The 15,578-nt window shown below is 36.0% G+C and carries 16 protein-coding genes; all 16 read right to left on the bottom strand.

What is annotated here, in order from left to right:
- Position 1: 1 nt before the first annotated feature.
- The 16 genes from AC5SR4_RS04875 to AC5SR4_RS04800 all read right to left on the bottom strand — a co-directional run bounded on the left by AC5SR4_RS04875 (position 2) and on the right by AC5SR4_RS04800 (position 15,539).
- Entirely contained in the window at positions 2-2,419 is a 2,418-nt protein-coding gene (locus tag AC5SR4_RS04875) for a sulfatase-like hydrolase/transferase (RefSeq protein WP_495358414.1), read from the bottom strand.
- Between the two features lie 80 nt (positions 2,420-2,499).
- Positions 2,500-3,936, bottom strand: a complete 1,437-nt coding sequence (locus tag AC5SR4_RS04870) for a glycosyltransferase family 2 protein (protein ID WP_495358413.1) — start codon at positions 3,934-3,936, stop codon at positions 2,500-2,502.
- Between the two features lie 2 nt (positions 3,937-3,938).
- Entirely contained in the window at positions 3,939-5,042 is a 1,104-nt protein-coding gene (locus AC5SR4_RS04865) for a HEAT repeat domain-containing protein (RefSeq protein WP_495358412.1), read from the bottom strand.
- Between the two features lie 19 nt (positions 5,043-5,061).
- Positions 5,062-5,442: a response regulator transcription factor gene (locus AC5SR4_RS04860; RefSeq protein WP_495358411.1), complete on the bottom strand. Its 381-nt coding sequence runs from the start codon at positions 5,440-5,442 to the stop codon at positions 5,062-5,064.
- Between the two features lie 375 nt (positions 5,443-5,817).
- On the bottom strand, positions 5,818-6,747 hold the full coding sequence (locus AC5SR4_RS04855; protein WP_495358410.1) for a DUF3078 domain-containing protein: 930 nt from the start codon (positions 6,745-6,747) through the stop codon (positions 5,818-5,820).
- 66 nt (positions 6,748-6,813) lie between these two features.
- Positions 6,814-7,320: a DUF2480 family protein gene (locus tag AC5SR4_RS04850; RefSeq protein WP_495358409.1), complete on the bottom strand. Its 507-nt coding sequence runs from the start codon at positions 7,318-7,320 to the stop codon at positions 6,814-6,816.
- 63 nt (positions 7,321-7,383) lie between these two features.
- On the bottom strand, positions 7,384-7,707 hold the full coding sequence (locus AC5SR4_RS04845) for an SUF system Fe-S cluster assembly protein (protein WP_495358408.1): 324 nt from the start codon (positions 7,705-7,707) through the stop codon (positions 7,384-7,386).
- Positions 7,708-7,776: 69 nt separating this feature from the next.
- Positions 7,777-8,199, bottom strand: a complete 423-nt coding sequence (locus AC5SR4_RS04840; RefSeq protein ID WP_495359159.1) for a SufE family protein — start codon at positions 8,197-8,199, stop codon at positions 7,777-7,779.
- A 39-nt stretch (positions 8,200-8,238) separates the two neighbouring features.
- Positions 8,239-8,661 carry a hypothetical protein gene (locus tag AC5SR4_RS04835; RefSeq protein WP_495358407.1) on the bottom strand — a complete coding sequence of 141 codons (423 nt, stop codon included), beginning with the start codon at positions 8,659-8,661 and terminating at the stop codon, positions 8,239-8,241.
- A gap of 81 nt (positions 8,662-8,742) precedes the next feature.
- Complete coding sequence (locus AC5SR4_RS04830; RefSeq protein WP_495358406.1) at positions 8,743-9,822, bottom strand: zinc metalloprotease; 1,080 nt, start codon at positions 9,820-9,822, stop codon at positions 8,743-8,745.
- 144 nt (positions 9,823-9,966) lie between these two features.
- Positions 9,967-11,181: an aminotransferase class V-fold PLP-dependent enzyme gene (locus tag AC5SR4_RS04825; RefSeq protein WP_495358405.1), complete on the bottom strand. Its 1,215-nt coding sequence runs from the start codon at positions 11,179-11,181 to the stop codon at positions 9,967-9,969.
- A gap of 29 nt (positions 11,182-11,210) precedes the next feature.
- The gene (gene sufD, locus AC5SR4_RS04820; RefSeq protein ID WP_495358404.1) at positions 11,211-12,524 is read right to left on the bottom strand and encodes a Fe-S cluster assembly protein SufD; all 1,314 of its coding nucleotides are present in this window, start codon (positions 12,522-12,524) and stop codon (positions 11,211-11,213) included.
- Between the two features lie 32 nt (positions 12,525-12,556).
- Positions 12,557-13,315, bottom strand: coding sequence for a Fe-S cluster assembly ATPase SufC (sufC, locus tag AC5SR4_RS04815; protein WP_495358403.1), 759 nt, complete (start codon positions 13,313-13,315; stop codon positions 12,557-12,559).
- Position 13,316: 1 nt separating this feature from the next.
- On the bottom strand, positions 13,317-13,739 hold the full coding sequence (locus AC5SR4_RS04810) for a hypothetical protein (protein ID WP_495358402.1): 423 nt from the start codon (positions 13,737-13,739) through the stop codon (positions 13,317-13,319).
- Positions 13,740-13,751: 12 nt separating this feature from the next.
- Positions 13,752-15,200, bottom strand: a complete 1,449-nt coding sequence (gene sufB / locus AC5SR4_RS04805; protein ID WP_495358401.1) for a Fe-S cluster assembly protein SufB — start codon at positions 15,198-15,200, stop codon at positions 13,752-13,754.
- Positions 15,201-15,209: 9 nt separating this feature from the next.
- On the bottom strand, positions 15,210-15,539 hold the full coding sequence (locus AC5SR4_RS04800) for a HesB/IscA family protein (protein ID WP_495358400.1): 330 nt from the start codon (positions 15,537-15,539) through the stop codon (positions 15,210-15,212).
- Positions 15,540-15,578: the final 39 nt, after the last annotated feature.

Raw genomic sequence — 15,578 nt, 5'->3', positions numbered from 1 at the left:
ATCAATTTAAGGTATTCTTAAAGTTAGAAAATTCAATGTTATTAGGATAAAGTGTTATTAGGCTATCCATAATTACCTTTGCACGCTCGTTATTCTGCAAACGCTTGTATGCGTGAGCCATTTTAAAGCCTATGGTAGGCTCTGTAAGTTTGTTTTTTATTGCTTGCTTGTATATGGTTTCCGATTTATCATCTTGGCCAGACCACCAGTATATATCCAACAAAGCTAAATAACAATCATAATAATAAGGGGTTCGTTTTAATACATACAACAGTTGATTTTCCGAGGCAGTAAAGTTACCATCCCAAGCTAGGGTACGTCCTTTTAATGTTCTAGCATCGGCATGATTGGGCACTTCACTTAAAATATAATCGCACAATAAACGAGCTTCTTTGTATTGCTTGTTAAAAGCCTTGTCTTGCGCTGTTCTAAAGGTTTCGTCAAATGTTTTATCTTGGACCAAGGTGTGTATTATGGTAAGCTCTTCTTTTGAAAAATCAACCTTGGACTTTACATAAGGATTCAGCGAATCTGGAAATATTTTATTGTGTAGTGTTACGTAGGCATTTAGTTTTTTAAAGGTCATTAAGGAGTCTGTGATGGCTTTAGTTAGGGCTTCTTCTTTTACTTGATATATACCAAAGTTTTCATTTATCTTGTATAGTTTGCCATCCGAAAGCAGGTAGTCATTATATATATAATCATTAACACTGCCTTTATAACGCATTAAGGGTATTTTATGAATATTTCTAAATGTTTTTGTAGTATCTAAACCACTGCCCATCCAAGCCGTTTGGGTAATGGGTTTTAAATTGTAATTGTTCACTAAGAAAGGTAACAAACTTGGCGTGATGTCCCAGTGTGATGATACCGATTTAAAGCGTTCGGTTGTTTTTAGCATGGGGCTGTAAATATACAAGGGCACATGAAATCGGCACAGCTTGTCTTTTTGCGGAATAGGAATCAACCGGTGGTCGCCCGTAATAACAAAAATGGTATTCTCAAAATCGGCACGTTTTTTATAGGCCGCCATAAAATCCTTGATGGTTTGGTCAGTATAATACAGGGAGGTATAGATGTCCTTGAATTTTAAAAAATCCTCTTTGGGTATGTGAAAGTTTCTGTTAGAATTTAAAATGCTGTCCACCTTCGATTCATAATATTTTTTTTGAGGGAAAGAGAACGGCTCATGGTTGGAAAGCGTCATGATAACATCCAATCTAGGTTGCACTGTTTCATCTTTAATGGTGGCTAGTGTTTTTTTAAATATTTCTGAATCTGGATAGCCCCAAGAAAAGCCTCCGCTATTTGATTCGGTTTTGGTATATTCTGGACCATACTGGCTTTCATCAATAATACGATCAAAGACATTGTATTCAAGGAAATTGATTTTTTTATCAAAGCTGGATATATCGCCCGAAAAATACGAAGTGATATAGCCATTTGCCTTTAAGATGCTTGCCAGAGACATGTGTGACGGTATTTTGGAAACTTCTAAAAACCCGGTTTCGCCATAGGGTAGTGAGCCTAGTATCGATGGGATTACTCCAAAGGTACGTCCAGTATTACTAACGAAATTTTCCCAGAACAAGGACTCAGAAATCAAACCGTCTAAGTAAGGTGTAAAACCACTATAAGTACGATTTCCAATAAATTCGCTGCCCAAACCTTCCACTATTAAAATAACAATATTGGGTTTCCCCATTTTTGTATTGAAAAAGGGTGATAATACATCTTTGGAATGGGTAAAGGGTTTTAATAAAGGGTAATCGTTTCTTTCAAAAGCATAAGCGCTTAGTTTGTTTTTTTCATTCTGGAATTTAATAATATCCTGACTTAAAAAAGCGATCTTGTTTCGGTAAGGGTGTGCAGAAACATCGCTCAGAACCAATTTTAAACTTCCCAATATTAAAATGATTATAAGGCTACCCGCTTTTAAAACTTGCTTGTTGGAATACTTGTTAATACCTTTAAACAGTAATACGTATACGATTGGGAACACTATAAACGGTAGGAAGTAAACGATGGAAAATGACTCGGATGCCGATACAGTATTAAAAATATCGTTAGGGGAATAGCCCAATAAATCGGCCCCCAAATTTAGTAAGGTGGTCATGCTGTATTTAACCAAGGCACATTGTGCTAAAATAACCATTACAAAGATTATGCTCATGCCAGTAGCTAAATGTTTTTTTATAAACAGGGCCAACAAAAAGTAAATAGGGAATAGTAACAGTCCTATAAAAACTCCAGCCCAAAAGTCATTCACCCATTTGTAAATCAAGGCTAACATCGTGTTGGGATATGATGTCTTAGAGACGATAAGCTCAAACACACTCAATAGCCAAAAGACTCCAATAAGGGCTATGGTTAAATAAATGTATTGATACAGGTCTTTGGTTTTAAACGTTATTTTCATTTTTTGTTTCAAGGATTCAAATATTCAAATTGTTTCTTATGGATTCAGTTCTCATTAAAATAGTTACACAGTATTAATTACTAATTATTAGTTGCTGTTAATCCTTTTCTAACCATATTGCCCCACTTTTTCTTTTTGTTAAAGTAGTAATCATAATTACCACGAATGGCAGCATATAATATAAAAGGGTGTAATACAAAAGGCTCTAGGGCACTAAGTAAAACCAGTTTAAAACCGGTACCTTTCTTTTTGTATTGATGGAATGTTAGTTCTTCAGAATAGATAGCAATGATGGAAAACAGTACCGAAAACAAATAGGCTAGTACTAAAAATGTTAAGGCGTATTCCCATTTTACCTCACGCAAAATCATTAATATAATAAAGTACAGCAAGCCAACTGCTTCAATAATAGGTGCTAGGCGTTCGAAAATTAACCAGTAAGGGTAGCTTACCATACCAAACCATCCATACCTGGGATTAAACCCTATTTTACGGTGTTTCCTTAAGGTTTCAATGGTGCCCCGTGTCCATCGATTGCGTTGCGAAATAAATATTTTATAATTGTCGGGTGCTTCGGTCCAACATAGTGGGTCTGGAATGTAAGACACGCGGTATTTTTCATTTTTTTCTTCCATATAACGACGCATGCGTACAATGATTTCCATGTCCTCACCAACAGTTTGGGTATCATACCCTCCAACGGCAATGGCAGTTTCCTTATCTAAAATGCCAAAGGCACCAGAGATTACCAATAACCCGTTTAATCGGCTCCATGCCATTCTACCCAATAAAAAAGCCCTAAGATATTCCAGTATTTGCGACTGTACCAAGAGGCTTTTTGGTAGGTTGATGTCTAATAATTTACCCCCTTTAATTACACAGGAATTGGCGATGCGTATAACTCCTCCGGCAGCAATGACTTTGGTATTGGTTTCATCCAAAAAGGGCTTTATCATTTTTTGCAAAGCGTTTTCAAGCAAGAGGCAATCCACATCAATGCAGGCCACATATTCGCTTTTGCTAATGTTAAGCCCCATGTTTAAAGCATCTGCCTTGCCACCGTTAACTTTATCTACCACCATTAACTTCTCAAACGCTGGATTCTTGGATTTAAAGATGCCCGCCCTAAGGGGTTGGGTGGCTATTTTTTCATTTACAATGTAATCGACCTTCATTAAATCGTAAGCTACAATAAGGCGCTCTAAACTATCATCTTTACTGCCATCGTTTACCACAATAACATCGTAGTTCACGTAGTGGTTAGATAATAACGATCTTACATTTTCTACTACATTCAGGCTCTCGTTATAGGCTGGTGCTATAATGGTTATTGATGGCGATATGGTGGAGGATAGAATGTCTTTGTAGTCAACAAAGCTTTTCTTTTTAATATATTCTGCAGTTTCTTTACCCGATATAATCGATAGGATGATATAGGAAAGAATGGCCGAAAAGGCGTAAGCAAAGAATATATAATGTAGTATTTGTAATATGATTTTAACCGTACTTGTATCCATTATTATAAGGTGTTAGCAGTTTTTATCATGGCTAAACTTTTCTTATCATCCGATAATTGGGTAAGCCCTATATATTTATCAATATTGATTTGTTTTAGTATTTTAAGCGCCAACAACTGAATCTCGAAGTCCTTATGGAACAAATGAGCTTCTACAAAAGGTTCGTCATCGGGCATCACTAATTTTTCCAGTAATCCAAAGAAGCTTAACTGCTCCTCAATGCTTAGATTGTTAAAGTTGGCCTTAAGCATATCTTTAGCCTCGATACCATATAAGTGAGCCAAAACATTAATGGTTTGTACTCTTATGGATTTGTTTGGGTGCAACAGAAGTTCTATTAAGGTATCTTTTACTTCAAATTGGTTGTATATTTGTGCCAGTTTTAGTGCGAACAGCACTACGGTATTGTTGACAGATTTTAACCAAGGGCGAATATCGCAAATTTCTTGGTTTTCAAACTTTTGCAAGGTTTCAAGCAGTTGTATTTGAGCCCACTCCGATAGTGGGGTTTCCAGATCATCCAAAAAGGCAAGCCCTTCGAAATGAAATAGGTTTACCATGTACAGTTGGGTTTCTTTACGTACTTCGTGTCTACGTGAGTAAATAAACTTAGCTACCTCATGCCTGGCTTCCTCAATTCTAAAACGTCTAAGTTCCCCAATGCCTCTAGCAATAATGTTCCATTGTCCACTTTGTAATGCCTTGTAACCATATTCAATAAGCCCTGTTTTAAAATAAAAGGTTTTAATGGACTCTGACATTTCACCAGACACCTCATTCATTAAATTATAGAGCACCGAAACAATGATTTTACGCTTAAAAGGAATTTTGACGGATGTTTTTAACTGCTCTATAATGTTGTTTTGAACATTTGTTAGGGTATTAGACCCATCGCCTGAGTACAGATATTCTACTAATAGGGCCTCATAGGCTTTTTTAAACCGGATGGTTTCTTCTTCTTGCTTTCTTAATTTATAACGAAATCCCTTTAAATAAATGGTTAAAATAATGATGACTGCAGTCAATATTGCTGCTACACACCAAGCCAATTTAATTAAAAAGGGAAAGCCGTTGTAGATTTCGTAGAGGGTGTTGTAGGTTATCATCTGGGGTAAGATTTGAGGGTTATACCTCCTGATTTATGGTAATTAATCGCCGGATCCTGATCATAAGCTCATTCGGACTGAAGGGTTTGGCCATAAAATCGTTGGCTCCAAGATTAAAAGCTTTAAGAACCATTTCTTCCTGGCCTGCAGCCGAAAATACAATAATGGGAGTTTCTAAACCCAGTTTGTTTCGTAAATGACTTATAACTTCCAGGCCACTAATAAAGGGCATCATAATATCGGTAATCACTAAATCGGGGGTTTGTGTTTCAATAAGTTCAATGGCTTCTTTGCCATCTTTGGCCATTGATAACTGAAACCCTTCTTTTTCCAATCGGAACTTTAAAAGCAAAGAAAGTGTAGTGTTGTCTTCTGCTAATACAATTTTTTTATTGTTCATTTGTTTGCGTTTTTAGGTTGAGAGTTTACAGGCGACCTAATCCAATAAAACACTAATTTTGGGCTTAGAGGCTTGCTGACAATAGCTTTGTTGGTTTTCGCGAATATATTTCGTATATTTTATCGCTCAAAACAGGGGACAATATACATATAATATCGATTAAATGCAAAAAATAAGGATGAAATGCTGTATTTTATTTATTTGACAACCCCTTCAATCTTAGGGAAAGCATACTATAGTTAGAAACAGGAAGTTATTTTTTAGTTCCTATAATTTGTTGCACAACTGATATACCACTAAGGCTTACTTAGGATAATAAATTTTAAAAATATATAGTGTGTAGTAAATAGTCCATTACACATTGCTAATTTTTATTCATTGAAACTTATAGCTTACTCCAACAGTGTAATACGTTTGCAAATCATTATCAATGCTATCAAAAGTAGCAGTAGTGTCACCTAAAGTATTGATGGCATAGTTTAAAGCTTCTTGCTTATTATTTCTTAGGGCGAAGTCAAAACCAATTCCTAAGTTTTTCCAAAGGGTGTAGCTAAAAGCATTGGTCCAAGTCCAGTTGGAGTAGTTATTACTTTTATAACTTTGGAACAGGGATAAATTGCTTTTAAATTGTATGTCACCTATTTGTCTGGTATAATCAGCTAATATTTTGGCACCTAAAGAGGATTCAAAAACAGTATCACCATCACTAAACACGAAGTTGTAGTTTAGGGGATGGATAACGACGATAAGATTTTTAATAGGAGTCCAAGTGGCACCAATACCCAAATCTAAATATCCTGGATCATTAAAATTGTTTAAAAGGGTAGTTCTATATTCCATCAATCCAGAAACGGCAAACGATTTGGTAATGTTGCGTCCGTATAACGAGGATAAAGTGAAAACATCAGTTGTTGGTTCAAAGTTGTCGTTATCCGTTGGGTCGTCCTTATCATCTAACTTTACCCATTTTAAATTAGTGGATAGTGCATTTCTCCAAAAGAATTTTTCTTGAATTAAATTGGCATAGGTATTAAAGGTAAAGCCAATATTGCCTGATACATTATTAGGAGTGCCCTGTGCATACCAATTATTGAAGTTGGACAAACTCCCACCTATAAGGCCAAAAGCACCGACGCGCCACCCTGGAATGGTGTCAAGCTGAGCTTGTATTTTTTTAACATCGCCTTGTAGTGTCTTTATTTGAGCTTCTTTTTCAGCCTTTTGTGATTCTAATGCTTCTTTGGTTTGTGCATTTATAGTATGGATACCAATGCATAGTGTGAGTAGCAATAAGGTTTTTTTCATTGTATGAATATTAGGTAACACATACAAATATAACAGGATTTTTAATTAAATTAAAAAGGCGTGTAGTTATTTCTTTTTATAGAGTGGTACTGAAGAACATGCCTCGCCATACATAATAGATTTGGCTACAGGTTTTAGTTTTGTAGCCAACATGATATAAGCATTTTGCGGTACGGGTTTTTTGGAACAACCTTTAATAATGATGGGCTTGCCTGTAAAATTGGTAGCATCCAAGTTGTTTATTACATCCTGATATATGGCAGTCTCTAAGACTTCTAAATGCCCTATGATGGTTTTTTTGGCATAGGGCTGTAAATGCAGACTAATAAGCATATAGGCCCAACCGGGTATAATGGCATCGCTGCTACAGGTAAGGGCAACATATTGGTCTTGGTATTGCGACCAATTATGATTCGCTACATAATCCCTAAAATCTTTTTCACGCAACACAAAGCCATCAAATAACCAATCTTTAATATCGAATAGTACCCGACTACCCTTGGGGTAATAATCCTCAAGGTTTACGGTTACTAGTTTGCTATTCGCTACGCGATTGATAATTTCATCAGACATAAATTAAGTTTCAAGTTCTAAGTTTTAAGTTGCTCACTCGTGCGACTGCGACTGTAAACCAAATTAAAGCATCCCCAATTCCAACTTGGCTTCTTCACTCATTAAATCTTGTGTCCAAGGCGGATCAAAAGTAATTTCTACTTCGGCGCTTTTAACATCGTCTAGCGATTTAATTTTTTCTTCCACTTCCATGGGCAGGGTTTCTGCTACGGGACAGTTAGGGGTTGTTAAAGTCATTAATATCTTAACATCGTAGTCTTCATTTACAAATACATCGTAAATCAATCCCAATTCATAAATGTCTACGGGAATCTCTGGGTCGTAAATGGTTTTTAGCACATTAACTATTTTTTCACCTAAATTGGTGGTATCTATGGTCTCACTCATCTTTTTTACGGTTTACGGTTTAGGGTTTTTGGGTTTAAAGGTTTGTGTTTAACCTAAGCCCAAACTATACTAATTTAACTGTGTTTGGTATGCTATGGCATACATTTTTAATTGCTTAATCATACTTACCAAGCCATTGGCCCTGGTAGGTGATAAATGTTCTTTTAAACCAATTTTATCAATAAAGTCAGTATCGGCTGCAATAATATCCTTGGGATGTTGGTTTGAAAATACGCGTATTAAAATAGCAATAATCCCTTTTGTAATGATGGCATCGCTATCGGCTGTAAAAACAATTTTGTCATCCTGTAACTCAGCATGTACCCAAACTTTACTTTGGCAACCTTTTATAATATTACTTTCCGTTTTGTATTGGTCGTCTATTAAGGGCAAATCTTTCCCTAAATCTATCATATATTGGTAACGTTCTTCCCAGTCCTCAAACATTGAGAATTCGTCTATAATCTCATTCTGTATGTCTTCTATTGTCACTGTCATAAATTTTATGTAAAAATACAACAAGAAATGTTGCTATTCAATGTTTTGGGCAATAGATAGTATTTCTTTAACAAGTTTAACAATAGCTTGAGGGGGATTTCCATGATCAAAACTTTCTGTTTTATAGGCTTTGCCATTGTAAATAATGGTAAGGTTGGCTATGGCTGCACCATCGTAAAAACGTTTTTCAGATGGGGCCTTTAGGTTAGGTATGGTTTCTATGTCTATAGGCTTTAGTGCTTTTAATAGGGTATTCCATACCTCTGAGTCGCAAGTTTTTGTGATAGGTTTGCCATCTCTGCTATTTTTTTGGACGATGGTCTTTTTATTAATTTGGATGTATTTATAAGAGCCTCTGGACATGGCAGTGTATTCAAAGGATAAAGCTTCTTGGTTGATGTTACAACAACCATGGTCCATAAGCAGGAATGTTAGGATTATGAATAGAAATTTCATTGTAAGCGTGTTTTTATACTTAATAATACAAAAAAGACGCCAAATTTGACGTCTTTTAAAAATTTATTAAGCTTATGTGTGTTAATTTGCCATACTTGATCTAGTGCCTCCTTCGGTAAAGATGGCACGCATTCTGTTTCTTTGCCCGTCGGTGAACATATACATACATGCATCATCAGTATAGTCCATATAATTCATGGTCATGTCTGTGTTCTTACAGTTAATGGTTGGGAATGTTGGGCAGCCATAATTTGCACCGTCTGAAGTTGGTGTGTCTGTTACAAAATCGTCTTGTCTACATCTACCATCTCCCCAAATATGGCGTAGGTTTAAATAATGACCTACTTCGTGGGTAGCGGTGCGCCCTAGATTATAGGGTGCTGCTGATCCTCCTGGTAAGCTGGAATACAGTAAAACAACACCATCGGTATCTGGGTTGCCTCCAGGGAATTGTGCGTAGCCCAATATACCACTACCTATATTACAAACCCAAATATTTAAATGGGTTTCTGGGGTAATGGGAGGGTAGGCATATTTAACATCGTCTCGGGTACCCCAGGTTGATCTTGAGTTGTCGTCATGCCTAAATGTCTCTACAAGATTAAATTGTATGTCTGTAACGGTGGCATCGTTTACAAAATTATCAGCACCTGAAGGTAACAGATTTGTATTGGAACTGTTAAAGTCGCTATTCATTACAGCTATTTGGTCACTTACTTGTTTATCAGTAACATCATTAGCATTTGGTAGTACAATGTGTACATAAACAGGAATGGTTATGGTCTCTAAACCATCATCTATAGGTAGAACATCTACATCGGCATCACCGTCAGTATCAGAGCCACCACCATTTCCAGGGTTGGAAGGTTTTCCTTTGGCAGCCAGAAATTTTCTGGTGTGATACTCAATGGCAAACATTTTTTGTTCCAGACCTGGATTTTCACGAAGCTGCCTGTTTAGTACATCCATTGTGTAGCAAGGATTGTAAGATTGTTTAGAATGGATAGATTTAGAGCTTAATCCACTGTCATCATTAGAATCTGTGTAAACATAAAAATCACTCATGTCAATATTTTGCTCTTGAGTGATGACACTTTTTTCATCGTCACATGCTGTAAATGATAGGGCTACAGCAGCCATACATAAAAGTACTTTTTTCATTTTTAATATAAATTTGAATTAGTCAGCTTTGAAGATATATTATTTTTAGAATATAGCTAACAATTCAGCAATAAAACTGTTAATTATTCGACAAAACACACTGTGTCGTTAAATAATTAACAAAAAGTAAATTATATCAAAGTCTTAGGAAAGCATCAATCTTGCCTTTTTAACACCTTCTACCAAAGCATCAATTTCAGATTTGGTATTGTAGAAAGCAAAGGAAGCACGAACGGTTCCTGGGATGGCATAAAAATCCATAATAGGTTGTGCACAATGGTGACCCGTACGAACAGCAATTCCCATTTTATCAAGAATGGTACCCACATCGTAAGGATGAATACCTTCCAAATTAAAGGAAATAACCGATGTTTTTTGCTTTGAAGTACCATATATTTTCAAGCCTTCTATATCCAACAGTTTAACTGTGGCATAATCTAAAAGCTCATGTTCATATTTAGCAATGTTATCTAAACCAATAGCACTTACATAGTCTATGGCTGCGCCAAAAGCTATGCCACCACAAATATTGGGAGTGCCTGCTTCAAATTTATGTGGTAATTCAGCATAAGTGGTTTTTTCGAAGGTAACTTCGGCTATCATTTCACCACCACCTTGGTAGGGCGGTAGTTTTTTTAACCAAGCTTCCTTGCCATACAACATGCCTGTACCTGTTGGGCCACACATTTTATGGGCAGAGGCTACATAAAAGTCTACGTCCAATGCTTGAACATTTGGTTGCATATGGGGGCAGGCTTGTGCACCATCTACCAACACGGCAGCATCTACCTGATGTGCTTTTTCTATAATATATTCTATAGGGTTTATAGTTCCCAGGGCATTGGATATATGGTTAACAAAAACAAGTTTTGTGTTTTTTGACACCAAGTTGTCATAAGCCTCCATAACTAGTTCGCCCTCTTGGTTCATGGGAATAACCCTTAAAGTAGCTCCTGTACGCTCACATAGCATTTGCCAAGGTACAATATTGCTATGATGTTCTAAGGCCGAAACTATAATTTCATCACCCTTTTTCAAGAAAGAGGTAAACCCTGTTGCCACTAAATTAATACCATGGGTTGTGCCCGAAGTAAAGATAATTTCGTGGGCATGTTTCGCATTAAAGTAGGTTTGTATTTTATGGCGTGCTTGTTCATATTTATCGGTAGCTTCCTGGCTCAAGGCGTGTACCCCACGATGAATATTGGCATTGTAGTTTGAATAGTAATCTACAATAGTATCTATAACTTGCTTTGGGGTTTGTGAGGTTGCTGCATTATCAAAATACACTAAAGGTTTACCATTTACTTTTCGAGAAAGAATGGGAAAATCGTTTCTAATGGTTTCTACATTTAGCATAGTATAAAGGTAGTAGTTGGTAAACTATGTTATAGGTTAAAACCAATGTTAACCCCTAATTTATTAGCGATAATTTTATTGATACGTTGTTTTATTTCGGGGATTTTAACCGAGCTTAGTACATTATTGCTAAAGGCATACATTAAAAGGGCTCTGGCTTCTTTTTCAGGAATACCTCTAGAGCGTAAATAGAACAGAGCGCTTTCGTCTAATTGTCCAATAGTACATCCATGCGAACACTTAACATCGTCGGCAAAAATCTCTAATTGCGGTTTAGTATTAATGGTTGCTTTATCGCTTATTAAAATGTTGTTGTTAGATTGAAATGCATTGGTTTTTTGAGCTTCTTTTTCAACAACTATTTTACCGTTAAATACCCCTGTAGCACCATCACCAAAGATACCCTTGTAATCTTGGTGACTTTCGCAATTGGGTTCTATATGGTATACCAAAGTATTATGATCAACATGCTGCTTGTCTCCAATAATAGTAACGCCTTTAAGGATGGAATCTATGCGCTCGCCGTGTTGGTAGAAGTTTAAATTGTTGCGAACTAGTTTACCACCAAAAGAAAAAGTGTGTACAGAAGCAACGCTCTCTTGTTTTTGTTTTATAAACGTATTGTCTATAAGCGAGGCATTTAAATTATCATTTTGAATTTTATAGTAATCAACAATAGCACGCTTATTAGTAAAAATTTCGGTAACACTGTTTGTTAGTACAGGATTATCAGTTAAGCTTTGATGACGTTCTATTATTTGTACATGGGAATTCTCGTCAACTACAATTAAGTTACGTGGTTGTAGCATTGTAGCGGTTTCATTACCTGTAGACAAATGCACAATTTGGATAGGCTTTTCTACTAGTTTGTTTTTGGGTATATGAATATAAGCCCCCTCTTGCGAAAATGCAGTATTTAATGATGGTAAGCTATCCTTAGTAGCAACTTTATTGAAATAATTTTCAATCACTAAATGGTATTTAGGTTTTGAAAAAGCAGCAGACATTAAGCAGATATCCATGCCGTCATGAGTGGTTTGCGATAGATGTGACGAATATTTGCCATCTATAAAAACAATTTTAAAAGTGTCTATATCATGAAGAAAATATTTTTTTATATCGCGATATTCCAGGGCATTTTCTTTTTCAAGAAAGATGCTATAATCTTGTTTTAAAATACTATTTAGAGAGGTGTATTTCCAAGCTTCTTCTTTTTTGGAGGGAAACCCCTTTTCTTCAAATATTTTTATAGCATTGTTCCTAACATCATGAACATAAGCATCTACATCTACTTGCTCTTCAAATGCTAAAAAGGATGATAATAATTTGTCTTTTAAATCCATTGTATTCAATACGTTGAAATGTTTTAAAACTTTTACTTTAAACTAGGAGTCTCTTCTTTTAACCAGTCGTATCCTTTTTCTTCAAGTTCATGTGCCAATTCTTTTGTGCCCGATTTTACTATACGACCATTGTGTAGTACATGTACAAAATCAGGAACAATGTGATCCAATAAACGTTGGTAGTGAGTAATAACAATAACAGCGTTGTCTTTATTTTTAAGTTTGTTAACACCATTAGCTACAATACGTAATGCATCAATATCCAAACCAGAATCGGTTTCATCTAGAATAGCTAGCTTAGGTTCTAGCATGGCCATTTGAAATATTTCATTACGTTTCTTTTCACCACCAGAGAAGCCTTCGTTTAATGAACGTGATAAAAACTTCCTGTCAATTTCCAATAATTCCGATTTTTCACGAATAAGCTTAAGCATATCCTTGGCAGGCATTTCATCTAACCCTTTGGCCTTGCGCGTTTCATTAATAGCAGCTTTCATGAAGTTGGTTACTGATACCCCTGGAATTTCAACAGGATATTGGAACGATAGGAAAATGCCTTTGTGAGCACGCTCTTCAGCAGCCAAATCATCAATATCTTCATCATTAAAAATAATGTTCCCTTTGGTAACTTCATATTCTTCTTTTCCAGAAATAACTGAAGCTAAGGTACTCTTTCCAGAACCATTAGGGCCCATGATGGCATGCACTTCACCTGCTTTAACTTCTAGATTAATGCCTCTTAAAATGGCTTTGTCCTCAACACTGGCGTGTAAATTCTCAATTTTTAACATACTATTCTTGTCCTAATTTTACAACTTGATTTGTTTCGGGGTCTGAAGCTTTTACATCCAGTATCTCTACAATTTCAACTTTATTATCCCAAAGAATCACGTTGTCTTTTTTATTTGTTATTTTTCCTCTAATTTCTACTTGAACCATATCGGTTGGTTCTTTTTTATATGTTTCTGCAAATCTGTTAAGCTCGTACATCTTGTCTGTTAAAAACACACCATAAATATTGGTATGTGTCTGTAAAACGGCAGCACCTTCAAAAAAGACAAAATCGCCTTTTAATAAAGTTAACCCATCGCTTTGCTTTTTAGTTTTTTCTGGGCTTTCTATAGTTATGGTTTCTTCAGCACTATTGGGGTTTTGGTTGTTTTTACAACCTAAAACCAATAAAACGCCCAATAAAAAAACTAATATTTTTTTCATTTTATTAGTTTATTAACCAACACTGCCCTCTAGACTTATTTCCAATAGTTTTTGGGCCTCAACAGCAAATTCCATAGGAAGCTTATTCAGCACGTCTTTACTAAAACCGTTAACAATTAAGGCAATAGCCTTTTCGGTATCTATACCGCGTTGGTTACAATAAAATATTTGGTCTTCACCAATTTTACTGGTTGTTGCCTCATGTTCTATTTTAGCCGATTTGTTTTTAGCTTCTATGTAAGGAAAAGTATGGGCACCACATTCATTGCCCATAAGCAAACTATCACACTGTGAAAAGTTGCGGGCATTATTGGCATTGGGGCTAATTTTAACCAATCCGCGATAGCTGTTTTGGGATTTTCCTGCCGAGATACCCTTTGAAATGATAGTAGACTTCGTGTTTTTGCCTAAATGAATCATTTTAGTACCAGTATCAGCTTGTTGGAAATTATTTGTAACAGCTATAGAATAAAATTCACCTACAGAATTGTCACCTTTTAAAATGCAAGAAGGGTATTTCCAAGTAATGGCACTACCGGTTTCAACCTGTGTCCAGGATATTTTTGCATTCTTTTCACAAAGACCACGCTTAGTAACAAAGTTATAAACCCCACCTTTACCTTCAGCATTTCCAGGGAACCAATTTTGCACTGTACTGTATTTTATTTCGGCATCTTCTAACGCAATCAATTCAACTACAGCAGCATGCAATTGATTTTCATCGCGGCTTGGGGCGGTACAGCCCTCTAGATAGCTAACATAACTGCCTTCATCAGCAATAACCAATGTTCTTTCAAATTGTCCTGTTCCTGCTTGGTTAATTCTAAAATACGTAGATAGCTCCATCGGGCATTTCACGCCTTTAGGAATATAACAGAAACTCCCATCGCTAAAAACTGCACTATTTAAAGCTGCATAGAAATTGTCTTTCTGTGGAACAACGGTGCCTATGTATTTTTTAACTAAATCAGGGTGTTCTCTCAAAGCCTCGGAAATAGAGCAAAATATAATGCCTTTTTCACTAAGCGTTTTTTTGAATGTAGTAGCTACTGAAACGGAATCTACAACAACATCCATAGCAACACCAGAAAGTTTTTTTTGTTCATCTAAGGAGATGCCCAATTTCTCAAACGTAGCAAGCAATTCGGGATCAACTTCATCCAAGCTATTGTACTTTGGTTTGCTGTTAGGTGCAGAATAATAAGAAATAGCTTGAAAATCGGGTTTTTTATAAGTAACGTTGGCCCATTCGGGTTCAATCATTTCTTTCCATGCACGAAAGGATTCAAGCCGCCATTCGGTCATCCATTCAGGTTCTTCTTTTTTAATGGAAATAGCTCGAACAATTTCTTCATTTAAGCCTACAGGAAACGTGTCGGATGCTATATTTGTATAAAATCCGTATTCGTATTCTTTTGTTTTAAGCTCTTCCCTTAAATCGTCTTCAGTATATTTATTCATTATTTTTGTTTATAGAGAGAAACTTTCGCCACAACCGCAAGTGCGATTTGCATTTGGATTATTAAATACAAACCCCGTGCCGTTTAAACCCCCAGAATATTCTAAGGTAGTTCCAATTAAGTAAAGAAAACTTTTTTTGTCTACAATAATTCTAACATCATTATCTGTAAATACTTTATCGCCTTCTTGGTTTTCTTTGTCAAACTTTAAATCGTAAGATAGCCCAGAACAACCACCACTTTTAACACCCACGCGTACATAATCTGTAGTGGGGTTAAAGCCATCTTCTCGCATAAGCTCGATAACCTTCTTCTTAGCTGTTTCAGAAACTTTTATCATAATTCTTATATAGATTTTGTCTAAATAGAGTGCAAATAT

This window comes from Aestuariibaculum scopimerae, assembly GCF_059428085.1.
Note: the sequence above shows the minus strand (reverse complement) of the source record. Positions and strands in the feature narration are given on the sequence as shown.

Coding starts and splice junctions, on each gene's coding strand:
- AC5SR4_RS04875 (WP_495358414.1), bottom strand. CDS start 2,419: ATGAAAATAACGTTTAAAACCAAAGACCTGTATCAATACATTTATTTA.
- AC5SR4_RS04870 (WP_495358413.1), bottom strand. CDS start 3,936: ATGGATACAAGTACGGTTAAAATCATATTACAAATACTACATTATATA.
- AC5SR4_RS04865 (WP_495358412.1), bottom strand. CDS start 5,042: ATGATAACCTACAACACCCTCTACGAAATCTACAACGGCTTTCCCTTT.
- AC5SR4_RS04860 (WP_495358411.1), bottom strand. CDS start 5,442: ATGAACAATAAAAAAATTGTATTAGCAGAAGACAACACTACACTTTCT.
- AC5SR4_RS04855 (WP_495358410.1), bottom strand. CDS start 6,747: ATGAAAAAAACCTTATTGCTACTCACACTATGCATTGGTATCCATACT.
- AC5SR4_RS04850 (WP_495358409.1), bottom strand. CDS start 7,320: ATGTCTGATGAAATTATCAATCGCGTAGCGAATAGCAAACTAGTAACC.
- AC5SR4_RS04845 (WP_495358408.1), bottom strand. CDS start 7,707: ATGAGTGAGACCATAGATACCACCAATTTAGGTGAAAAAATAGTTAAT.
- AC5SR4_RS04835 (WP_495358407.1), bottom strand. CDS start 8,661: ATGAAATTTCTATTCATAATCCTAACATTCCTGCTTATGGACCATGGT.
- AC5SR4_RS04830 (WP_495358406.1), bottom strand. CDS start 9,822: ATGAAAAAAGTACTTTTATGTATGGCTGCTGTAGCCCTATCATTTACA.
- AC5SR4_RS04825 (WP_495358405.1), bottom strand. CDS start 11,181: ATGCTAAATGTAGAAACCATTAGAAACGATTTTCCCATTCTTTCTCGA.
- sufD (WP_495358404.1), bottom strand. CDS start 12,524: ATGGATTTAAAAGACAAATTATTATCATCCTTTTTAGCATTTGAAGAG.
- sufC (WP_495358403.1), bottom strand. CDS start 13,315: ATGTTAAAAATTGAGAATTTACACGCCAGTGTTGAGGACAAAGCCATT.
- AC5SR4_RS04810 (WP_495358402.1), bottom strand. CDS start 13,739: ATGAAAAAAATATTAGTTTTTTTATTGGGCGTTTTATTGGTTTTAGGT.
- sufB (WP_495358401.1), bottom strand. CDS start 15,200: ATGAATAAATATACTGAAGACGATTTAAGGGAAGAGCTTAAAACAAAA.
- AC5SR4_RS04800 (WP_495358400.1), bottom strand. CDS start 15,539: ATGATAAAAGTTTCTGAAACAGCTAAGAAGAAGGTTATCGAGCTTATG.